Origin of the sequence: Legionella pneumophila subsp. fraseri (genome assembly GCF_000586315.1) — a bacterium.
Taxonomy (GTDB): Bacteria; Pseudomonadota; Gammaproteobacteria; order Legionellales; family Legionellaceae; genus Legionella; species Legionella pneumophila_B.
This window is the reverse complement of record NZ_KK074226.1, coordinates 106,991-122,319: the sequence shown is the minus strand read 5'-3', so window position 1 is coordinate 122,319 and position 15,329 is coordinate 106,991. Positions and strand designations below refer to the sequence as shown.

Genomic DNA, 15,329 nt, shown 5'->3' with positions numbered 1-15,329 from the left:
GCTTGAGCAGTTGCTTCTTTAGTTTGATTTGCTATCAAATTAACTAAATTTATGCTATTCTGTTAATTTTTCATTCTTGATTAATGATAAAAAATTAAGATGAACGCAAGTATTTTAACTAATTAATTACAAATCTTTTATCGATTATGAATCGATTATTAAACTATTTTTCTATTTATACGTTATAATTCGGTCGTAAGGGATTTTCCCGTACGATATCTAATCATATCAAAAAAATCACGCTCAGAAAACAGGTTTATTGACAATGAGTGAAGTAAGTTATAAAGAAATTGGCTCCGAAGAGAATGGGCAGCGTTTGGATAATTATCTGATTCGAATTTTAAAAGGAGTTCCTAAAAGCCATATCTATAGGATTATTCGTGGCGGTGAGGTTCGGATTAATAAAAAAAGAGCACAAGCTAACAGTCGCTTACAAATTGGGGACAGTATAAGAATACCGCCAATTCGAATGACTGATTCTAAAGAAATTTTTGTAAGTGATAATTTGGCAAAACGCTTGAAGGATAGTATCATTTTTGAAGATTCTTCCTTGCTGGTAATTAATAAACCAGCAGGTATTGCAGTACATGGTGGTAGTGGTTTAAGCCTGGGGGTTATTGAAGCTTTAAGAAAGACAAGGCACGATTTATCCTATTTGGAATTGGTACATCGATTGGATAGAGAGACTTCCGGTTGTCTTTTATTAGCTAAAAAAAGAAGTACATTACGAGCCATTCAATCGCTATTGGAAGCCCGCGAAGTGCAGAAAACTTATTGGGCTTTATTAACGCATCGTTGGGACGGTAAAAAGAAAATCACAATTACAGCTCCTCTCGAGAAGAACACATTGAAATCAGGGGAAAGAGTTGTTTCCGTTCAAAAAGATGGTAAAGCATCAGAAACAGATTTTAAATTGTTGGAAAATTATCATCAGGCCTGTTGGGTAGAAGCTTCTCCTAAAACAGGACGGACACATCAAATTCGCGTTCATAGCGCTTACTTTGGTCATGTCATTGTTGGTGATGAGAAATATGGTGCAAAGGTGGGTGAGGTGGAAGGTATAGACTATCAACAGAATCGTCTTTATCTGCATGCAAGGTCTATTCAATTCAATCTGAATGGAGCAATGCAGGTATTTCAAGCTGATGTAGACGACGGATTTGGAAATACTTTAAAGCAACTACGTGCAAGGAGCCTATTGAGCTATGAGTAGTGCATATCAATTAGTAATTTTTGATTGGGAAGGCACGATTGCTGATACATTGGGAGTGATTTTACATACTGTTGCTACTGAAGCCAAAATGTTGGGCTTTGGTGATATCGACCCCTATCAAGCAAGAAAATATGTAGACTTGGGATTGGTTCAAGCAGTAAAAAAGACATTGCCCAATCTCACTGCCGGGCAACAGGAAGATCTGTTACAAGCGGTACAGTCTGCGATGATTTCTCGACCTACAGAAGTACGTTTAATACCCGGGGTATTAGAATTTATCAAGCAGCTTCATCAAGCAAAGGTTGATTTGGCTATTGCTACAAATAAAGGCCACAATTCTCTAGTGCGCGCTCTTCAGGCAACTGGGCTTGATCAAATATTTAAAGTGACACGCTCAGCTGGACAAGTACCGGCAAAACCTTGTCCGCAAATGCTTGAGGAAATTATGGAGGAATTCGGGAGAGATCCTTCATCAACTTTGATGATAGGGGATTCTGCAACGGATATGGAAATGGCAAAAAGAATCAATGTTAATGCTATAGGCATGGATTTTTACCATCAGCAAGAGGAAGAGCTTAAAGCAGCAGGTGCTTTAGCTGTATTTGATGATTATAAGTTATTGTCAGCTTATCTGATGTTGCCAGAAGAATAGAATAAGGGGGATGTTTAGCTGTGAGTACATTAACCAGTTTGCCTAATATATTAACCTTGATGCGGATTTCAATCATCCCTATATTCATTATGGTATTTTATTTTCCTTTCAAATGGGCTCATCCTACTGCTGCAGTTCTTTTCGCTATTGCAAGCATTACCGATTGGTTAGATGGTTATTTGGCGCGTAAACTTGAAATGATGTCTCATTTCGGTGCTTTTCTTGACCCCGTCGCTGATAAGTTATTGGTATCGACAAGTTTGTTATTGTTAGTTGGAGCAAAGGATATTAATTACATCACTATACCTGCTATCGTAATCGTTGGACGAGAAATTGTAATTTCAGCTTTACGCGAGTGGATGGCTGAAGTTGGAAGTCGTGCTAGCGTTGCCGTTGGATATATAGGGAAAGTTAAAACTTCTTTGCAAATGATCGCTTTGGTATTATTGCTGGCATTTAATCCCCTTGTTTCCTGGTGGGGGAGTATAGGGTTTGTTCTTCTTTATGTGTCTGCTATTTTGACGATTTGGTCCATGGTAATTTATTTGGCTATTGCCTGGCCAGAGTTAATGAAAAAAAGTTAATTTTGCTGTTGACAGGGTATTTATTTTCGGTAGAATCTCATCCCGTAGAGACGCGGGAATAGCTCAGTTGGTAGAGCATAACCTTGCCAAGGTTAGGGTCGCGAGTTCGAGTCTCGTTTCCCGCTCCAAATTTAAGCGACATCAAGGTCGCTTTTTTTTTAGAGCAATAGCGAAGTATATAGATTTGAGGCTGTGTGGCAGAGTGGTCATGCAGCGGCCTGCAAAGCCGTGTACGCCGGTTCGATTCCGGCCTCAGCCTCCATTAAAAAATAGTGAATGCCCAGGTGGCGAAACAGGTAGACGCAAGGGACTTAAAATCCCTCGGTGGTAACACCATGCCGGTTCGATTCCGGCCCTGGGCACCAATTTTAGGCTCTTCCCCAAATCCGGGGGCACTTCAATCAACCACAAAGCACTCTAACTCTTAATCTATAATTTTCAAAATTTCTAAACCCATAAGCTCGTCTTTAAATCAATTTCATCTTTCGATGAAAGCCTTCAGTTATGCCAAATTTAGAATATGAGAAGGTGTCCCAAAATCCCATGATTATGAAATCCCAGCTATTAGTTATCCACAGATTCTGTGGATAACTATGTGGGTTGTCTGATGATGAATTATTAATAAGTTCTTTAAAATCTTTAGGCTTCAATCTTGGCCTTTTCTGTAAGTGCTGTACAATACTAACTTTAATCCAGCTGAATACGATTATGTATAAACCATTGGCTCTTTTTATCGGATTACGTTATACGCGTTCACGTAAGAAAAATCACTTTGTTTCCTTTATTTCCCTAAGTTCCATGTTGGGTATAGGCATGGGAGTGATGGTTTTAATCACTGTTTTATCAGTGATGAATGGTTTTGATCAGGAAATTCATCGTCGTTTTTTTGGGATGGCGCCTGAAATCACCATAACAGGTCCTGATGAGCGATTAAGTGATTGGCCTGAAGTGGTTAAAAAGATTGAAACCATACCTGGGATAAAGGCAATTGCGCCTTATGTTGGAAGTCAGGGGTTGTTAACTCATGAAGGCCAGGTTTTGCCTATCGTCCTGACCGGTATTCTGCCAGAAAAAGAACAATCTGTAACTCATCTCAATAAGAAACTACTGGCAGGTAATATGGATAATCTGAAACATTTTGGGATTATTCTTGGAAAAGGTCTTGCGGACAGCCTTGGGGTGATGATTGGGGATAAGGTTACGATAATGATCCCGCAAGCAACAGTAACTCCTGCCGGTATGATCCCTCGATTCAAGCGCTTTACCGTTGTAGGTGTTTTTTCTGCTGGTACAGGATTTAATTTCGATACTAAATTGGCATTTATTAATATCGAAGATGCTCAAAAATTAATGCAAATGGATAAGAATGACGTTTCAGGTATAAAAATGAAAATTAATAATGTATACAAAGCACCTGAATTGTCTTATGAATTATCCGATCTTTTGGGAGAAGGATATCAAGTAGGCAATTGGACCCAGCAATTTGGAGCTTTTTTTGAAGCAGTTAAAATGGAAAAAACGATGATGTTTATGATTTTATTGCTTATTATTGCTGTAGCAGCTTTTAATTTGGTGTCCTCTCTGGTAATGGTAGTCAATGACAAACAAGCTGAAATTGCCATTTTAAGAACTATTGGCGCTACTCCTTCTACCATTTTATGGGTTTTTATTGTACAGGGAATGATGGTTGGTCTGGTTGGTACAATTCTCGGGCTGTTAGGAGGCTTAGTGTTGGCCAATAATGCAACGGAGATAGTTAATGCATTGCAGTCCTTTTTCCAGGTGAAGGTGTTGTCTTCAAGCATCTATTTTGTTGATTACTTGCCTTCTAAAATTATGTTTCGTGATCTGTGGCAAGTTTGTGCTATGGCATTATTAATGAGTTTTGCTGCAACCATTTATCCTGCCTGGCGAGCATCAAAGACAGTCATCGCGGAGGCTTTGCATTATGAATGACATCATTTTAACCAGTCAAAAACTGTATAAGTCCTACCATGATGGCACTTCAACAGTCGAGGTGTTAAAAGGAGTGGACTTGGCCATAACAAAAGGGGACCGGATCGCTATTATCGGGCCATCAGGTTCTGGAAAAAGTACTCTTTTGCATTTGTTGGGGGGGCTGGATAAACCAACCAGCGGCCTGATTACTCTTGGCAATGTCAATTGGCAAAAAATAAATGAAAAGCAACGTTGTCAATTGCGCAATCAACAATTAGGATTTGTTTATCAGTTCCACCACTTATTGCCTGAGTTTACGGCACTTGAAAATGTGATGATGCCGTTATTGCTGGCGGGTATGGCTGTGAAAGATGCGGAAGAAAAAGCCATTAATATGCTGGAACAGGTAGGGCTTAAACCACGATTAACGCATAAGCCCGCTCAGTTGTCTGGAGGAGAAAGGCAACGGGTTGCCATAGCGAGAGCCTTGGTGCATCAGCCACATTGTGTTCTGGCTGATGAGCCGACTGGAAATTTGGATGAGGCAACGGCCAGTAAAGTTTTTGATTTGATGTTGGAACTTAATAAAAAAATGAATACAGCCTTGGTTATAGTAACTCATGATCAACGGATTGCAGAACGTATGGATAGAGTACTTGTTTTGCATGAAGGCAGTTTGTATGCGAGAGAATAAAAATAAGATAAGGAGTGTTAACAATGGATGAGAAAAAAGATAAAACAATTCAGATCAATGAAATTACAAGCACTGTTGAGGATGAGAAAAAAGCCCAACCATTGAGAAAATCCGAGCGTAATCTACCTGTAAAGTCACATAGAAGAAGTTTTTCTATTTTTTATCCTCACTCAACCGAAAATTTAAAAGTACCTTCTTCAGAACAGGCAAGTAATAAAAGATTTCTACCTGGTCCTAATTTCAATAGGGAACAGTATGATACAGTGGATGCAGGACGACCGCTTGCGAGTACTCCGGAGGATGAAATATTAGAAAAAATTTTTTCGCCGAGAAATAGACGGCGATTGCTGTCTGAGGGGAATCAACCTCAACAACAAACAGCTGAAGTTGAGGAAGATTCTTTAAGCGCCTTATCGATTTAATAATCCGCATGGCCTGGTGTGCGAGGGAATGGTATTACATCTCGCACATTCGATACCCCTGTAACATAGCTGATCAAGCGCTCAAAGCCCAAGCCAAATCCGGCATGAGGCACAGTGCCATAACGACGCAAGTCTCTATACCATTGGTAATGTTCTTTATTCAGGTTGCACTCGTCCATGCGTCTATCCAGTATTTCCAATCGCTCCTCGCGTTGGCTGCCACCAATAATTTCACCAATACCCGGGGCTAAAACGTCCATGGCAGCTACCGTTTTCCCATCGTCATTAAGGCGCATGTAAAAGCCTTTAATTTCTTGCGGGTAATTTGTCACAATGACAGGCTTTTTGCAAAGCACTTCAGCCAGGTAACGTTCATGCTCTGATTGCAGATCCAGCCCCCAGCTCACTGGAAACTCAAACTTTTGCTCACTCGCCTCAAGTGCTTTGATTGCATCGGTATAGGTCATAATTTCAAATTCAGAATCCGCAATATGTTCCATGCGCTCTATGCATCCTGGCGCGACAAATTGATTGAAAAAGTCCATATCATCGGCACGCTCTTCAAGAACAGTTTTACAGAGATAACGCAACATATTTTGGCTAAGTTTACAAATGTCTTCGAGATTTGCAAAAGCGATTTCAGGTTCGATCATCCAGAATTCAGCCAAATGGCGGCTTGTATTCGAATTTTCAGCTCGAAATGTTGGTCCAAATGTGTATACTTTGGACATGGCCATACAATAGGCTTCCACATTTAATTGGCCAGAAACAGTTAAGAATGTTTCTCTGCCAAAAAAATCCTTACTGAAATCAATTTGTCCTTTATCATTTTTAGGTATATTTAATAAATCCAGAGTAGATACCCTGAACATTTCTCCTGCCCCTTCACAGTCGCTGGCAGTAATGATAGGTGTATGCACCCAAAAAAAGCCTTGTTCATGATAAAAACGGTGAATGGCTTGTGCCAATGAATGGCGCACTCTGGTGACAGCGCTTATGGTATTGGTTCTGGGGCGCAAGTGAGCCACTTCTCTTAAAAATTCAAGAGTATGGCGCTTGGCTTGAATAGGGTATGTATCTGGATTTTCAACCCATCCCACCACTTCAATGGATTCGGCCTGGATTTCAAAAAATTGCCCTTTTCCTTGTGATGCTACCAATTTTCCAGTCGCTATCATTGAGCAGCCAGCAGTTAATTTTGTAACCTCTTTGTGGTAGTTGGATAACTGATCGGTTGCGACGATTTGTATGGGAGAAAAACAAGAGCCATCATGAAGACTGATGAAGGACAAGCCAGCTTTTGAATCTCTTCGGGTTTTCACCCATCCTCTTACCGTAACGGTTTCATCAATACTGATTTCGCCGTCGAGACATTGTTTTATAGTAAAGACTTCTGTCATTATATACTCCAAAATCGAAAACGATTGATTCAGGGCTTAGGAAATATTCCAATCCTTCGAGGGACTGATTTTGCTCTCGTTTGCAGTATTTCCTAAACCCTGAATTAAAATGTGATGATACACCAAATAAAATCCGTGGGGGAACACCATGCTGCAAAGAGTTTTACTCGTATCGCTATGTTTTTTTTCTTTTTTAGCCAGTGCCAGCGATACCGTTCTAAAATTGTACAGACCTTTTGGTGAAGTTTTTGAACAGGCTCCACCCGTAGTAAAAAAAATAATGTCTGGTCAATGTTATGAACAATCCCGCATAATTATACGCGAAGATGCGTGGCGTTGTCAGGCTGAAGGCCAATTATTTGATCCCTGTTTTGTGAAAGCAGGTAGTAAAAAAATGGAAGCTGTATGCCCTCAATCTCCATGGGTTGGTGATAGTGTACAAATTAACGTAGCGGTACCTTTGAATAACGAACATCATAAGACCTTGGATATGTCTCGTGCTTTTCCCTGGGCTATTGAATTGGTTAATGGTGAGTATTGTTTGGCTATAAACTCTAACGAACAATATGATTCAATGCCTGTAAGGTACCGTTGCAGCAATCAAAATGTTTTAATTGGTTACCTGCAACGATGTAAAACCGCCTGGAGTATGTTGGAGAAAACCCCTAATGGGGTGATCACGGTGGAGTTGAGAAGAGCATGGTTTTAGGATGACCTGGCTTCTGGTGCCGCATCATGAAATGCCGGTAGAGTTAGACAATACTCATTGATTTCATTAATTATTGGGTAACTCCTCATATCAAAATGAAATCGGTGGGCATTATAAACCTGGGGGATTAAACAAACATCGGCCAGACTAATTTCACGTCCAAAGCAGACTGGCTTGTCGCGCTTCATAGTTCCAAGTTTTTCCTCAAAAGCATCAAATCCTGTTTTTAGCCAATGATGATACCATTCACGTACCTGCTCTTCATTCGCTTTAAATTGTTCTTTTAAACGATTCAGCACTCTTAAATTATTAAGAGGGTGCATGTCGCAAGCAACAATTAAAGCCATTGATTTTAGAGTGGCTTTCATAAAAGGATCTTTAGGATGCAATGGTATTTCTGGATAGACTTCTTCCAAATAATCAATGATTGCCATCGATTGACTCAGCACATGACCATTAATGTCCAGGCTGGGAACCAGCTCCTGAGGGTTAATTTGGTGATATTTCAGGCTATGCTGTTCGCCACCATTATGAACCAGATGCACTTCAATTTTTTCATAAGCAATTTTTTTTAAATTAAGAGCGATTCTTACTCGATAGCATGCGGTAGAGCGGAAATAGTCATACAATATCATAAGGAATCCTTATCGTATTTCGTCACTATTTGGTCAATGGAGCCAAATAGGGAATACCCTTGACCATCGAGCATTTCTATGCGAATTCGGTCTCCAAATTGCATAAACGGTGTTTTTGCCTGTCCGAATTCGATCATTTCCAGCATTCGCTTTTCAGCGATACAAGAAGAACCTTTGCTGCGGTCGAGGTTAGATACTGTTCCAGAACCTATAATCGTACCTGCGGTTAAAAACCTTGTTTTAGCCGCATGCTGTATCAGTTCAGGAAAAGAGAAGGTCATATCAATGCCGGCATTGGGTTGGCCAAATAATTGCCCATTCAAATGGCTAATTAATGGCAAATTCACGCGTTGACCATCCCAGCAGGAACCTAACTCATCTGGGGTTATCGCTACCGGGGAGAAGCTGCTGGCAGGTTTTGATTGGAAGAATCCAAACCCTTTTGCCAGTTCATCGGGTATAAGATTACGTAGAGAGACATCATTAACCAGCATCAACAGTTTGATATGATGGGCAGCGTTTATATGATCAATCCCCATGGGAACATCATCAGTGATAACGGCAACCTCGGATTCAAAATCAATCCCATAGGCCTCTGAGCTTACCAAAATTGGATCACGAGGCCCTAGAAAAGCATCAGATCCACCTTGATACATGAGTGGATTGGTCCAAAAATCAGCGGGCATTTCTGCTCCTCTGGCTTTACGAACCAATTCGACATGGTTTACATAGGCGCTGCCATCGGCCCATTGATAGGCGCGAGGTAATGGCGAGGCGCATCGCTCGGGATCAAAAGCAAAGGAGTCTTCAATTTGATTATCATTTAACTGTTGATAAATCATCTGTAACTTAGGTTCAACAACATCCCAATGATCCAGAGCATATTGAAGTGTTGATGCGATATGAGGAACGCGGACTGCAGTAGTCAGCAATCTGTTGACAATGCAGAGTTCTCCATCGCGAGAACGAGTTGATTTCAAACTGGCGAGTTTCATTTGGATCTCCTGGCTTATGCCTGAAAAACAGCATCATTACATTTCAACGGTTTGTCTAGGTCAATTCTTTTAAAGTACCACGTCGAACTTGATCTCTTTCAATGGCTTCGAATAAAGCCTGGAAATTTCCTTCACCAAATCCTTGATTGCCTTTGCGTTGAATAATTTCAAAAAAGACTGGTCCAAAGATGTTTTCAGTGAATATTTGCAGTAATAAGCCGTCTTTGGGATCTGCTTCTCCGTCAATTAAAATTTTCTCGGCATGGAGTTGATTCAGTGGCTCCTGGTGCCATGGGAGGCGGTCATTAATCATCTCATAGTAAGTATCCGGCACATCCAGGAATTTGACCCCTTGTTTTCTTAAGCCGTTGACTGTTTTATAAATATCATTGGTATTGAGAGCAATGTGTTGAATACCCTCGCCATGATATTCATGAAGAAACTCTTCAATTTGTGACAAATCATCTTTGGATTCGTTTAAAGGAATTTTGATTTTGCCACAAGGGCTACCTAATGCTCGACTGACCAAACCAGTCATTTTTCCTTTGATGTTGAAAAAACGAATTTCCTGGAAGTTAAAAATGGAAGCATAAAAACTGGCCCATTTATCCATATTACCGCGATAAACGTTATGGGTGAGATGGTCGATTGCGGTCAGGCCATTTCCAGCAACGGGTTCTGATGAGGTAATATTCCATTCATTAGAGAAAGGTTGGTGTTCCTCATCCACAAAATAAATAACACTGCCACCAATAGCCTGGATGGCTGGCAAACTGTGATTGGCATGAGGAGCATCCTGAAATGCAGTTCCGCCATGCGCAATAGCGTGTTGAAAAGCAGCTTTGGCATCTTTTACTTTAAAGCCCATTGCACAAGCGCCTGGGCCATGAGTTGAAGCATGTGCTTCTGCCTGGCAATCGGGGGCAGCGTTCACTATAAATTGTATTTCCCCTTGTTTGAAAAGGGTAATGTCCTGATTTTTATGGTGGGCAACGGCCTGAAACCCCATTTCAGAAAATTGTTGATGTAATTTGTTCCTATCAGGGCCTGAAAATTCTAAAAAGGCAAAGCCATCTAATCCGCAGGGGTTGTTATTTTGCATTATCAGATTCTCCTTGTATTTATTTACATAGCAATGCAATGTATTGCTTGCCGGGGATTTTACAGATTAAATGGGTTGCACCAGAAACATCCCATCAGCTATAGCTAACAAACTGACAAAGACCCTTGAGTCGTTTTTAATCACTTGATTTAATTTTTTAATTTCTCTGGTTTGCCCACTGGTATCATTCGGGTCAATTACTTTTCCATCCCAAAAAATATTATCTATGGCAATTAATCCTTTAGGTGTAACCAATTTTAAAGCCAGTTCATAGTAATTCAGATAATTGGTCTTGTCAGCATCAATAAAAATGAAATCAAATTGACGCTCTCCTCCTTCATTAAGTAGTGAGTGTAAAGTATCTAGGGCAGGTCCAAGACGTAATTTAATTTTATGTTCCTGCTTTGCCTCACGCCAATAAGGATGAGCGTACTTTGTCCAGCCCTCATTAATATCACAGGTGATCAGTTGCCCATCGTCAGGCAAAGCAAGGGACATGGCCAAGGCACTATAACCTGTGAATGTCCCAAGTTCCAATACCTTCTTTGCACCAATCAAACGTATCAGCATCTGCATAAATTGAGCTTGCTCAGGAGCTACCTGCATATTGGCGAGCTCCATAGAGGATGTTTCTTTGCGTAATGCCGTAAGAGCAGGATGTTCACGCAAGGAAACATCAATCAGGTATTCATACAACTCTGGAGTAAGGGATAAATGTTTCATAAACGGTATCCAAATTAAGCCAATTTTTCCTTAGCCAAAGTATCAGCAATCTCGCTGGTAGGTAAATTATCTTTAGCTGAGCGAGTAAAAATTTCAGTCAGAGAGGTATAAATACTATCAATTTGCTCGCTTACCTTATCTTCAGGGGTTTGCAAGTATTTAGAGGCAGCGAATATCAAACCACCTGCATTAATAACATAATCCACAGCAAACAAAATACCTTTTTCATGTAAAATCTTGCCATGGTAAGTGTGTGCGAGCTGATTATTGGCAGCTCCAGCAATAATACTGGTTTGTAACTGAGGAATAGTGAGATCATTGATAATCGCACCTAAAGCACAAGGAGCAAATACATCGCATGGTACTTTATGGATAATGTCAGTGCTAACTGCTTTGGCTCCCAACTCTTGAACTGCCATGTTAACAGCAGCAGGTGAAATATCAGCAACAGTTAATGTCGCTCCTAATTCGCGTAATTGTTTTGCCAGAGCATAACCGACATGGCCAAGACCCTGAATAGCAATATGCAGACCATTGAGAGAGTCTTTACCTAATTTAAAGGCAACAGCAGCCTGAATTCCTCTTAACACACCTTTGGAAGTAGAAGGAGAAGGATCTCCATTGTATCTGGATAAGCTGGCAACATAGTCAGTATGCTCAGCAATAATATCCATGTCACTTAATTCAGTACCGCTATCCAAAGCAGTGATGTACCTGCCATTTAATTCATTGACAAACTCACCAAACCGATGCATGTACTCTGTTCGATTAAATAAGCCCTTAGGTTTAATAATAACCGATTTTCCACCACCCAAAGGTAAATTGACTGAAGCAGCCTTAAAGCTCATGCCTCTGGCAAGACGCATAGCATCCTTCAAAGCAGCAGCAGTACTAGGATATTCAATAAATCGACAACCACCCAAAGCAGGCCCCAACTTGGTACTATGAATTGCAATCATAGCCTTCATACCCGTTTGCGGATCCACCTTAAAATGTAAATCACCAAATCCATGAGACAATGCGTATTCGAGGAAATCTTCTTCAGCCAAAACCTGGTTATCATTTTTAATATTGTCAACAGACATCATTTTTAAGCTCCTCTTGCAATAATTTTGGGAGAAGTTATAGATCTATTCGTCAATTAAATCAATGTAATTCTTAGCAAACGGCCGTATTTGGCGCATCTTGAGAAAAAAACATTCTAAAAAATGCTCATGTACTTCAATGTACACTGCGCTTTTTTATCCTGTTTGTTGGTAATGCTGTATAGGATTTGTTTTAGAGTGATAATCGGCTCATTAATTTAAGTCATTATGGTTCAAACTGCTGTGGTGTCTTCTGGTTTGCTGGTATACACTAATTCCAATAGAAACATTATGAATGGAGCATATTATGAGAAAAATTGCCTGGATGCTGGGTTTAATGGTCTTAACTCCTTTTGTTTGGGCTGATAATGAGACACCAGATTTGGTGCTTGATAAGATTTTTTTTCAAGTTTCTGCTAAAAAATGGGTTACTACCCAAACAGCGTTACTCAATGTCAGTATCAATGCCACTCTAAGTAATGCTGATTTGGTGAAAGCACGTGCTGACATAATGGATAGCTTAAACAAAATTGCTAAAGGGGAGTGGCATTTGGTGCAGTTTGACCGTTCTCAGGATAGTTCTGGCCTTGAGAAACTTTATGTACAAGCTCAGGCAAGAGTCGATCAATCTGCTCTGACTAATATTTATCAGAATGCCAAATCGGTCAGTAAGCCTGGAGCCAAGTACGAGATCAGTGGTGTGGAGTTCAAACCCAGTTTGGAAGAGACTCAAGTCGTACGTGCCAAGATTCGTGAACAGCTTTATCAGCAAGTGAATGATGAAATTGATCGTATGAATAAAGCCTATCCCAAGCAAAATTACTCTGTGAGTAACCTGGTTTTTTTCGAGGGTGACAACATTCCCCAGCAACCAAGAGCCTATCAAGCGAAAGAAATGAATGCTTTAGCGATGGCTGCTGCTCCGGCACCATTGACAGTGAGTAATGAATTAATATTGACCGCTATGGTAGAAGCAGCATCCAGTCGCAAACAGGGAGATTAATTAGTTGATCCTTGAAAAAATTATCGGTCACCGGGGAGCATCGGGTTATGCTCCAGAAAATACGATGGCGTCTTTTAATAAAGCATTGTCTTTAGGTTGTCGTTTCATTGAGTTTGATGTGATGTGCAGCCTTGATGGTGAACCTTTTATCATTCACGATGACAATTTGAAACGAACCACGAATGGAAAAGGAGAGGTGGGACTGGTGGAGGCAGATTATCTCCGTGGTCTTGATGCTGGCTCTTGGTATTCGAAGCAGTATAAGGGAGAAAAGATTCCACACTTTACTGACGTATTAAAGTGGTTATCTTTTTCCGATGTCCAGGCGAACATAGAAATAAAACCTTATCCTGGAACGGTTGAGCAAACTACTGTATCAGTGCTAAGTCATATACATCGGCATTGGCCCCAAAATAAAGAATTACCTCTCGTTTCCTGTTTTGAATGGGATGCTTTGGTATTATGCCGCAGTATTGCTCCAGAAATGCCTTTAGGGCTCTTGCTGCATGAGTGGGATAAAGATTGGTTACAGAAGGCAAAACAATTGGAGTGTTATTCAATACATTTCAATAGAAAGATATTAACCGCTGATCGAGTGAAGGCAGTTAAGGATCAAGGCTATGTAGTATGTGCCTATATTGTAAACCGTAAACGTTTGGCCAAAAAGTTATTTGATTGGGGTGTAGATGCTCTCTTTAGTGATTATCCAGACTTGTTAAAATGAAAATACTCTTTTTGCTTTTGTTAATTTTTCTGAGTGTCATTCCTGTGCAGGCCAAACCAGTTGAGCTGGTTTTTTGGCATGCGATGGCAGGGCATTTGGGTGATGAAGTCCGTTTGCTTGCTGATGATTTTAATAAAAGTCAGAATCAATATCGAGTCAAACCGATTTACAAAGGAAATTATACGGAAACTCTTACCAATTTTGCTGCTGCATTCAGAGCTCGTCAAGCACCATCAATAGTTCAAATTTTTGAAGTAGGCACTTCAATTATGTTAGCTCCCCCTGGTGTGATCAAACCCGTTGATTTGTTGATGAGTGAGCAGGGGATCAGTTTGCCTAAAGGTGATTTTATTCAATCAGTGCGTGAGTTTTATAGCAGGGATGGGCAATTAATGGCGATGCCTTTTAATCTCTCGGCACCAGTTCTGTACTATAATGCTGACATTTTAGCCAAGGTGGGATATGGCAAGCATAACTTCCCTCAAACCTGGTCAGCAATGGAAATAATGGCAGAAAAAATTAAAAAAGCCGGTTATGACTGTACTTATACTACGGCTTATCCTGGATGGGTGTTATTTGAATCTTTTCTTGCTATCCATGGGTTGCCCATTACTCAAGGTAATCCTGCTCGTGCTGCTTTCCATACTCCCCAATTAATGGCTCATTTTCAACGACTAAAGCGCTGGCATGATCTGCATTATTTTCGTTATGGTGGTCGTGTTGATGATGCTACCATTTTATTTACCAGTAGTGTTTGTCCTTTATTTAGTCAATCATCGGGGGCTTATAATAGTTTGTCTGCCCTTGTTCCTTTTCATTTGGGTGTTGCAACAATGCCTTTGGATACGGGTGCCAGTCCGATAAGACATGCGAATGTGGCAGGGGGTGCTGCTCTATGGGCTGTAGGAGGACAAACAGAAGAGCAATATCGAGGAATTGCCAGATTTTTTGCATTTATTGCAAAACCTGAAGTGCAAAAGCGCTGGCATGAGCATACGGGTTATTTGCCGTTGGGGTTAAAAGGAATTTACACTAATATTGTGCAATCAAGTCAACATCCCGCTTTATTATTAGCCAGAACAGATCTCGAGGACAATTTAACTGAGAAACCTTATAAACACATGGGCCCGCAAAATCAAATTCGTGGAATTAATGATGAAGTTTTAGAGGCAATGTTTGCAGATTTGATGAGTCCGGAGGAAGCTCTGAACGAGGCGACGATCAGAGCGAATCATTTATTGTTACGTTTTGCCAGAAATACTCAAAGAGAACGGGTAGTTGATGATAAAGTAGGTAAGGGTTTGGGCTAAGATTTTTTGATTCATTGGTTTGGTTAGCGAAGCTTGAAGAAAGCGAACCTGGCTTGGTGAGAAACGAACATAAGCATCTTCTCCACGAACGTTCTTATCAATTAGGTGATACATATTTTTTAACTTGTTTCAAAGGATGA

At 40.5% G+C, this 15,329-nt stretch carries 16 protein-coding genes, 3 tRNA genes and 1 pseudogene; 13 read left to right on the top strand and 7 right to left on the bottom strand.

Features of this window, described 5'->3' with window-relative positions:
• The first annotated feature begins 265 nt into the window (after nt 1–265).
• The 6 genes from CC34_RS0113110 (at nt 266) to CC34_RS0113085 (ending at nt 2,814) form a co-directional block, all read left to right on the top strand.
• The gene (locus tag CC34_RS0113110) at nt 266–1,213 is read left to right on the top strand and encodes an RluA family pseudouridine synthase (RefSeq protein ID WP_028377818.1); all 948 of its coding nucleotides are present in this window, start codon (nt 266–268) and stop codon (nt 1,211–1,213) included.
• A complete protein-coding gene (locus tag CC34_RS0113105; RefSeq protein ID WP_027227325.1) occupies nt 1,206–1,865 on the top strand; it encodes an HAD family hydrolase in 660 nt (219 codons plus the stop codon). The genes CC34_RS0113110 and CC34_RS0113105 overlap by 8 nt, the downstream gene beginning before the upstream one ends.
• A gap of 20 nt (nt 1,866–1,885) precedes the next feature.
• A complete protein-coding gene (gene pgsA, locus CC34_RS0113100; protein WP_027227324.1) occupies nt 1,886–2,449 on the top strand; it encodes a CDP-diacylglycerol--glycerol-3-phosphate 3-phosphatidyltransferase in 564 nt (187 codons plus the stop codon).
• Nucleotides 2,450–2,501: 52 nt separating this feature from the next.
• Nucleotides 2,502–2,577 (top strand) — tRNA-Gly (locus CC34_RS0113095).
• Between the two features lie 60 nt (nt 2,578–2,637).
• Nucleotides 2,638–2,711 (top strand) — tRNA-Cys (locus CC34_RS0113090).
• A 16-nt stretch (nt 2,712–2,727) separates the two neighbouring features.
• Nucleotides 2,728–2,814, top strand: a tRNA-Leu gene (locus CC34_RS0113085).
• Nucleotides 2,815–2,850: 36 nt separating this feature from the next.
• Here the strand turns inward: CC34_RS0113085 and CC34_RS1000000117585 are convergent.
• Nucleotides 2,851–2,958 (bottom strand): annotated as a pseudogene (locus CC34_RS1000000117585) (transposase); the annotation flags it as partial.
• A 199-nt stretch (nt 2,959–3,157) separates the two neighbouring features.
• Here CC34_RS1000000117585 and CC34_RS0113080 point away from each other — a divergent pair.
• The 3 genes from CC34_RS0113080 to CC34_RS0113070 are packed head-to-tail and all read left to right on the top strand — an operon-like array spanning nt 3,158 to nt 5,503.
• Nucleotides 3,158–4,405 (top strand): lipoprotein-releasing ABC transporter permease subunit, encoded by a 1,248-nt coding sequence (locus tag CC34_RS0113080; protein WP_028377819.1) that lies wholly within the window; start codon nt 3,158–3,160, stop codon nt 4,403–4,405.
• Nucleotides 4,398–5,081 (top strand): lipoprotein-releasing ABC transporter ATP-binding protein LolD, encoded by a 684-nt coding sequence (gene lolD, locus CC34_RS0113075; RefSeq protein WP_027265217.1) that lies wholly within the window; start codon nt 4,398–4,400, stop codon nt 5,079–5,081. Before CC34_RS0113080 ends, lolD begins: the two co-directional genes overlap by 8 nt.
• A gap of 23 nt (nt 5,082–5,104) precedes the next feature.
• Nucleotides 5,105–5,503: a hypothetical protein gene (locus CC34_RS0113070; protein WP_028377820.1), complete on the top strand. Its 399-nt coding sequence runs from the start codon at nt 5,105–5,107 to the stop codon at nt 5,501–5,503.
• Here the strand turns inward: CC34_RS0113070 and asnS are convergent.
• A complete protein-coding gene (asnS, locus tag CC34_RS0113065; protein WP_028377821.1) occupies nt 5,500–6,903 on the bottom strand; it encodes an asparagine--tRNA ligase in 1,404 nt (467 codons plus the stop codon). The genes CC34_RS0113070 and asnS overlap by 4 nt on opposite strands.
• Before the next feature lie 148 nt (nt 6,904–7,051).
• Between asnS and CC34_RS0113060 the strand changes: the two genes are divergently transcribed.
• On the top strand, nt 7,052–7,612 hold the full coding sequence (locus tag CC34_RS0113060; protein WP_028377822.1) for a hypothetical protein: 561 nt from the start codon (nt 7,052–7,054) through the stop codon (nt 7,610–7,612).
• On the opposite strand, the gene maiA is transcribed toward CC34_RS0113060, so the two are convergent.
• The 5 genes from maiA to CC34_RS0113035 form a co-directional block, all read right to left on the bottom strand.
• Entirely contained in the window at nt 7,609–8,247 is a 639-nt protein-coding gene (maiA, locus tag CC34_RS0113055) for a maleylacetoacetate isomerase (protein WP_028377823.1), read from the bottom strand. The two genes, CC34_RS0113060 and maiA, sit on opposite strands and share 4 nt — an antisense overlap.
• A complete protein-coding gene (locus CC34_RS0113050) occupies nt 8,244–9,242 on the bottom strand; it encodes a fumarylacetoacetate hydrolase family protein (protein ID WP_028377824.1) in 999 nt (332 codons plus the stop codon). Before CC34_RS0113050 ends, maiA begins: the two co-directional genes overlap by 4 nt.
• A gap of 55 nt (nt 9,243–9,297) precedes the next feature.
• Nucleotides 9,298–10,344, bottom strand: coding sequence for a 4-hydroxyphenylpyruvate dioxygenase (gene hppD, locus CC34_RS0113045; RefSeq protein WP_028377825.1), 1,047 nt, complete (start codon nt 10,342–10,344; stop codon nt 9,298–9,300).
• 66 nt (nt 10,345–10,410) lie between these two features.
• Nucleotides 10,411–11,067, bottom strand: a complete 657-nt coding sequence (locus CC34_RS0113040; RefSeq protein ID WP_027227316.1) for a class I SAM-dependent methyltransferase — start codon at nt 11,065–11,067, stop codon at nt 10,411–10,413.
• Between the two features lie 14 nt (nt 11,068–11,081).
• Nucleotides 11,082–12,155 (bottom strand): Leu/Phe/Val dehydrogenase, encoded by a 1,074-nt coding sequence (locus tag CC34_RS0113035; protein WP_028377826.1) that lies wholly within the window; start codon nt 12,153–12,155, stop codon nt 11,082–11,084.
• 304 nt (nt 12,156–12,459) lie between these two features.
• On the opposite strand from CC34_RS0113035, the gene CC34_RS0113030 reads away from it, so the two are divergent.
• From CC34_RS0113030 to CC34_RS0113020, 3 genes are read left to right on the top strand one after another with little or no spacing between them, the layout of a single operon-like run.
• Nucleotides 12,460–13,155 carry a hypothetical protein gene (locus tag CC34_RS0113030; RefSeq protein ID WP_028377827.1) on the top strand — a complete coding sequence of 232 codons (696 nt, stop codon included), beginning with the start codon at nt 12,460–12,462 and terminating at the stop codon, nt 13,153–13,155.
• Nucleotides 13,156–13,159: 4 nt separating this feature from the next.
• Nucleotides 13,160–13,879 carry a glycerophosphoryl diester phosphodiesterase gene (locus CC34_RS0113025; RefSeq protein ID WP_028379625.1) on the top strand — a complete coding sequence of 240 codons (720 nt, stop codon included), beginning with the start codon at nt 13,160–13,162 and terminating at the stop codon, nt 13,877–13,879.
• On the top strand, nt 13,876–15,189 hold the full coding sequence (locus CC34_RS0113020) for an extracellular solute-binding protein (protein ID WP_028377828.1): 1,314 nt from the start codon (nt 13,876–13,878) through the stop codon (nt 15,187–15,189). The genes CC34_RS0113025 and CC34_RS0113020 overlap by 4 nt, the downstream gene beginning before the upstream one ends.
• Nucleotides 15,190–15,329 lie beyond the last annotated feature (140 nt).

Bases quoted from the DNA above. Each gene is read 5' to 3' on its own strand.
- CC34_RS0113110 (WP_028377818.1), top strand. From the start codon at position 266: ATGAGTGAAGTAAGTTATAAAGAAATTGGCTCCGAAGAGAATGGGCAG.
- CC34_RS0113105 (WP_027227325.1), top strand. From the start codon at position 1,206: ATGAGTAGTGCATATCAATTAGTAATTTTTGATTGGGAAGGCACGATT.
- CC34_RS0113080 (WP_028377819.1), top strand. From the start codon at position 3,158: ATGTATAAACCATTGGCTCTTTTTATCGGATTACGTTATACGCGTTCA.
- lolD (WP_027265217.1), top strand. From the start codon at position 4,398: ATGAATGACATCATTTTAACCAGTCAAAAACTGTATAAGTCCTACCAT.
- CC34_RS0113070 (WP_028377820.1), top strand. From the start codon at position 5,105: ATGGATGAGAAAAAAGATAAAACAATTCAGATCAATGAAATTACAAGC.
- asnS (WP_028377821.1), bottom strand. From the start codon at position 6,903: ATGACAGAAGTCTTTACTATAAAACAATGTCTCGACGGCGAAATCAGT.
- CC34_RS0113060 (WP_028377822.1), top strand. From the start codon at position 7,052: ATGCTGCAAAGAGTTTTACTCGTATCGCTATGTTTTTTTTCTTTTTTA.
- maiA (WP_028377823.1), bottom strand. From the start codon at position 8,247: ATGATATTGTATGACTATTTCCGCTCTACCGCATGCTATCGAGTAAGA.
- CC34_RS0113050 (WP_028377824.1), bottom strand. From the start codon at position 9,242: ATGAAACTCGCCAGTTTGAAATCAACTCGTTCTCGCGATGGAGAACTC.
- hppD (WP_028377825.1), bottom strand. From the start codon at position 10,344: ATGCAAAATAACAACCCCTGCGGATTAGATGGCTTTGCCTTTTTAGAA.
- CC34_RS0113040 (WP_027227316.1), bottom strand. From the start codon at position 11,067: ATGAAACATTTATCCCTTACTCCAGAGTTGTATGAATACCTGATTGAT.
- CC34_RS0113035 (WP_028377826.1), bottom strand. From the start codon at position 12,155: ATGATGTCTGTTGACAATATTAAAAATGATAACCAGGTTTTGGCTGAA.
- CC34_RS0113030 (WP_028377827.1), top strand. From the start codon at position 12,460: ATGAGAAAAATTGCCTGGATGCTGGGTTTAATGGTCTTAACTCCTTTT.
- CC34_RS0113020 (WP_028377828.1), top strand. From the start codon at position 13,876: ATGAAAATACTCTTTTTGCTTTTGTTAATTTTTCTGAGTGTCATTCCT.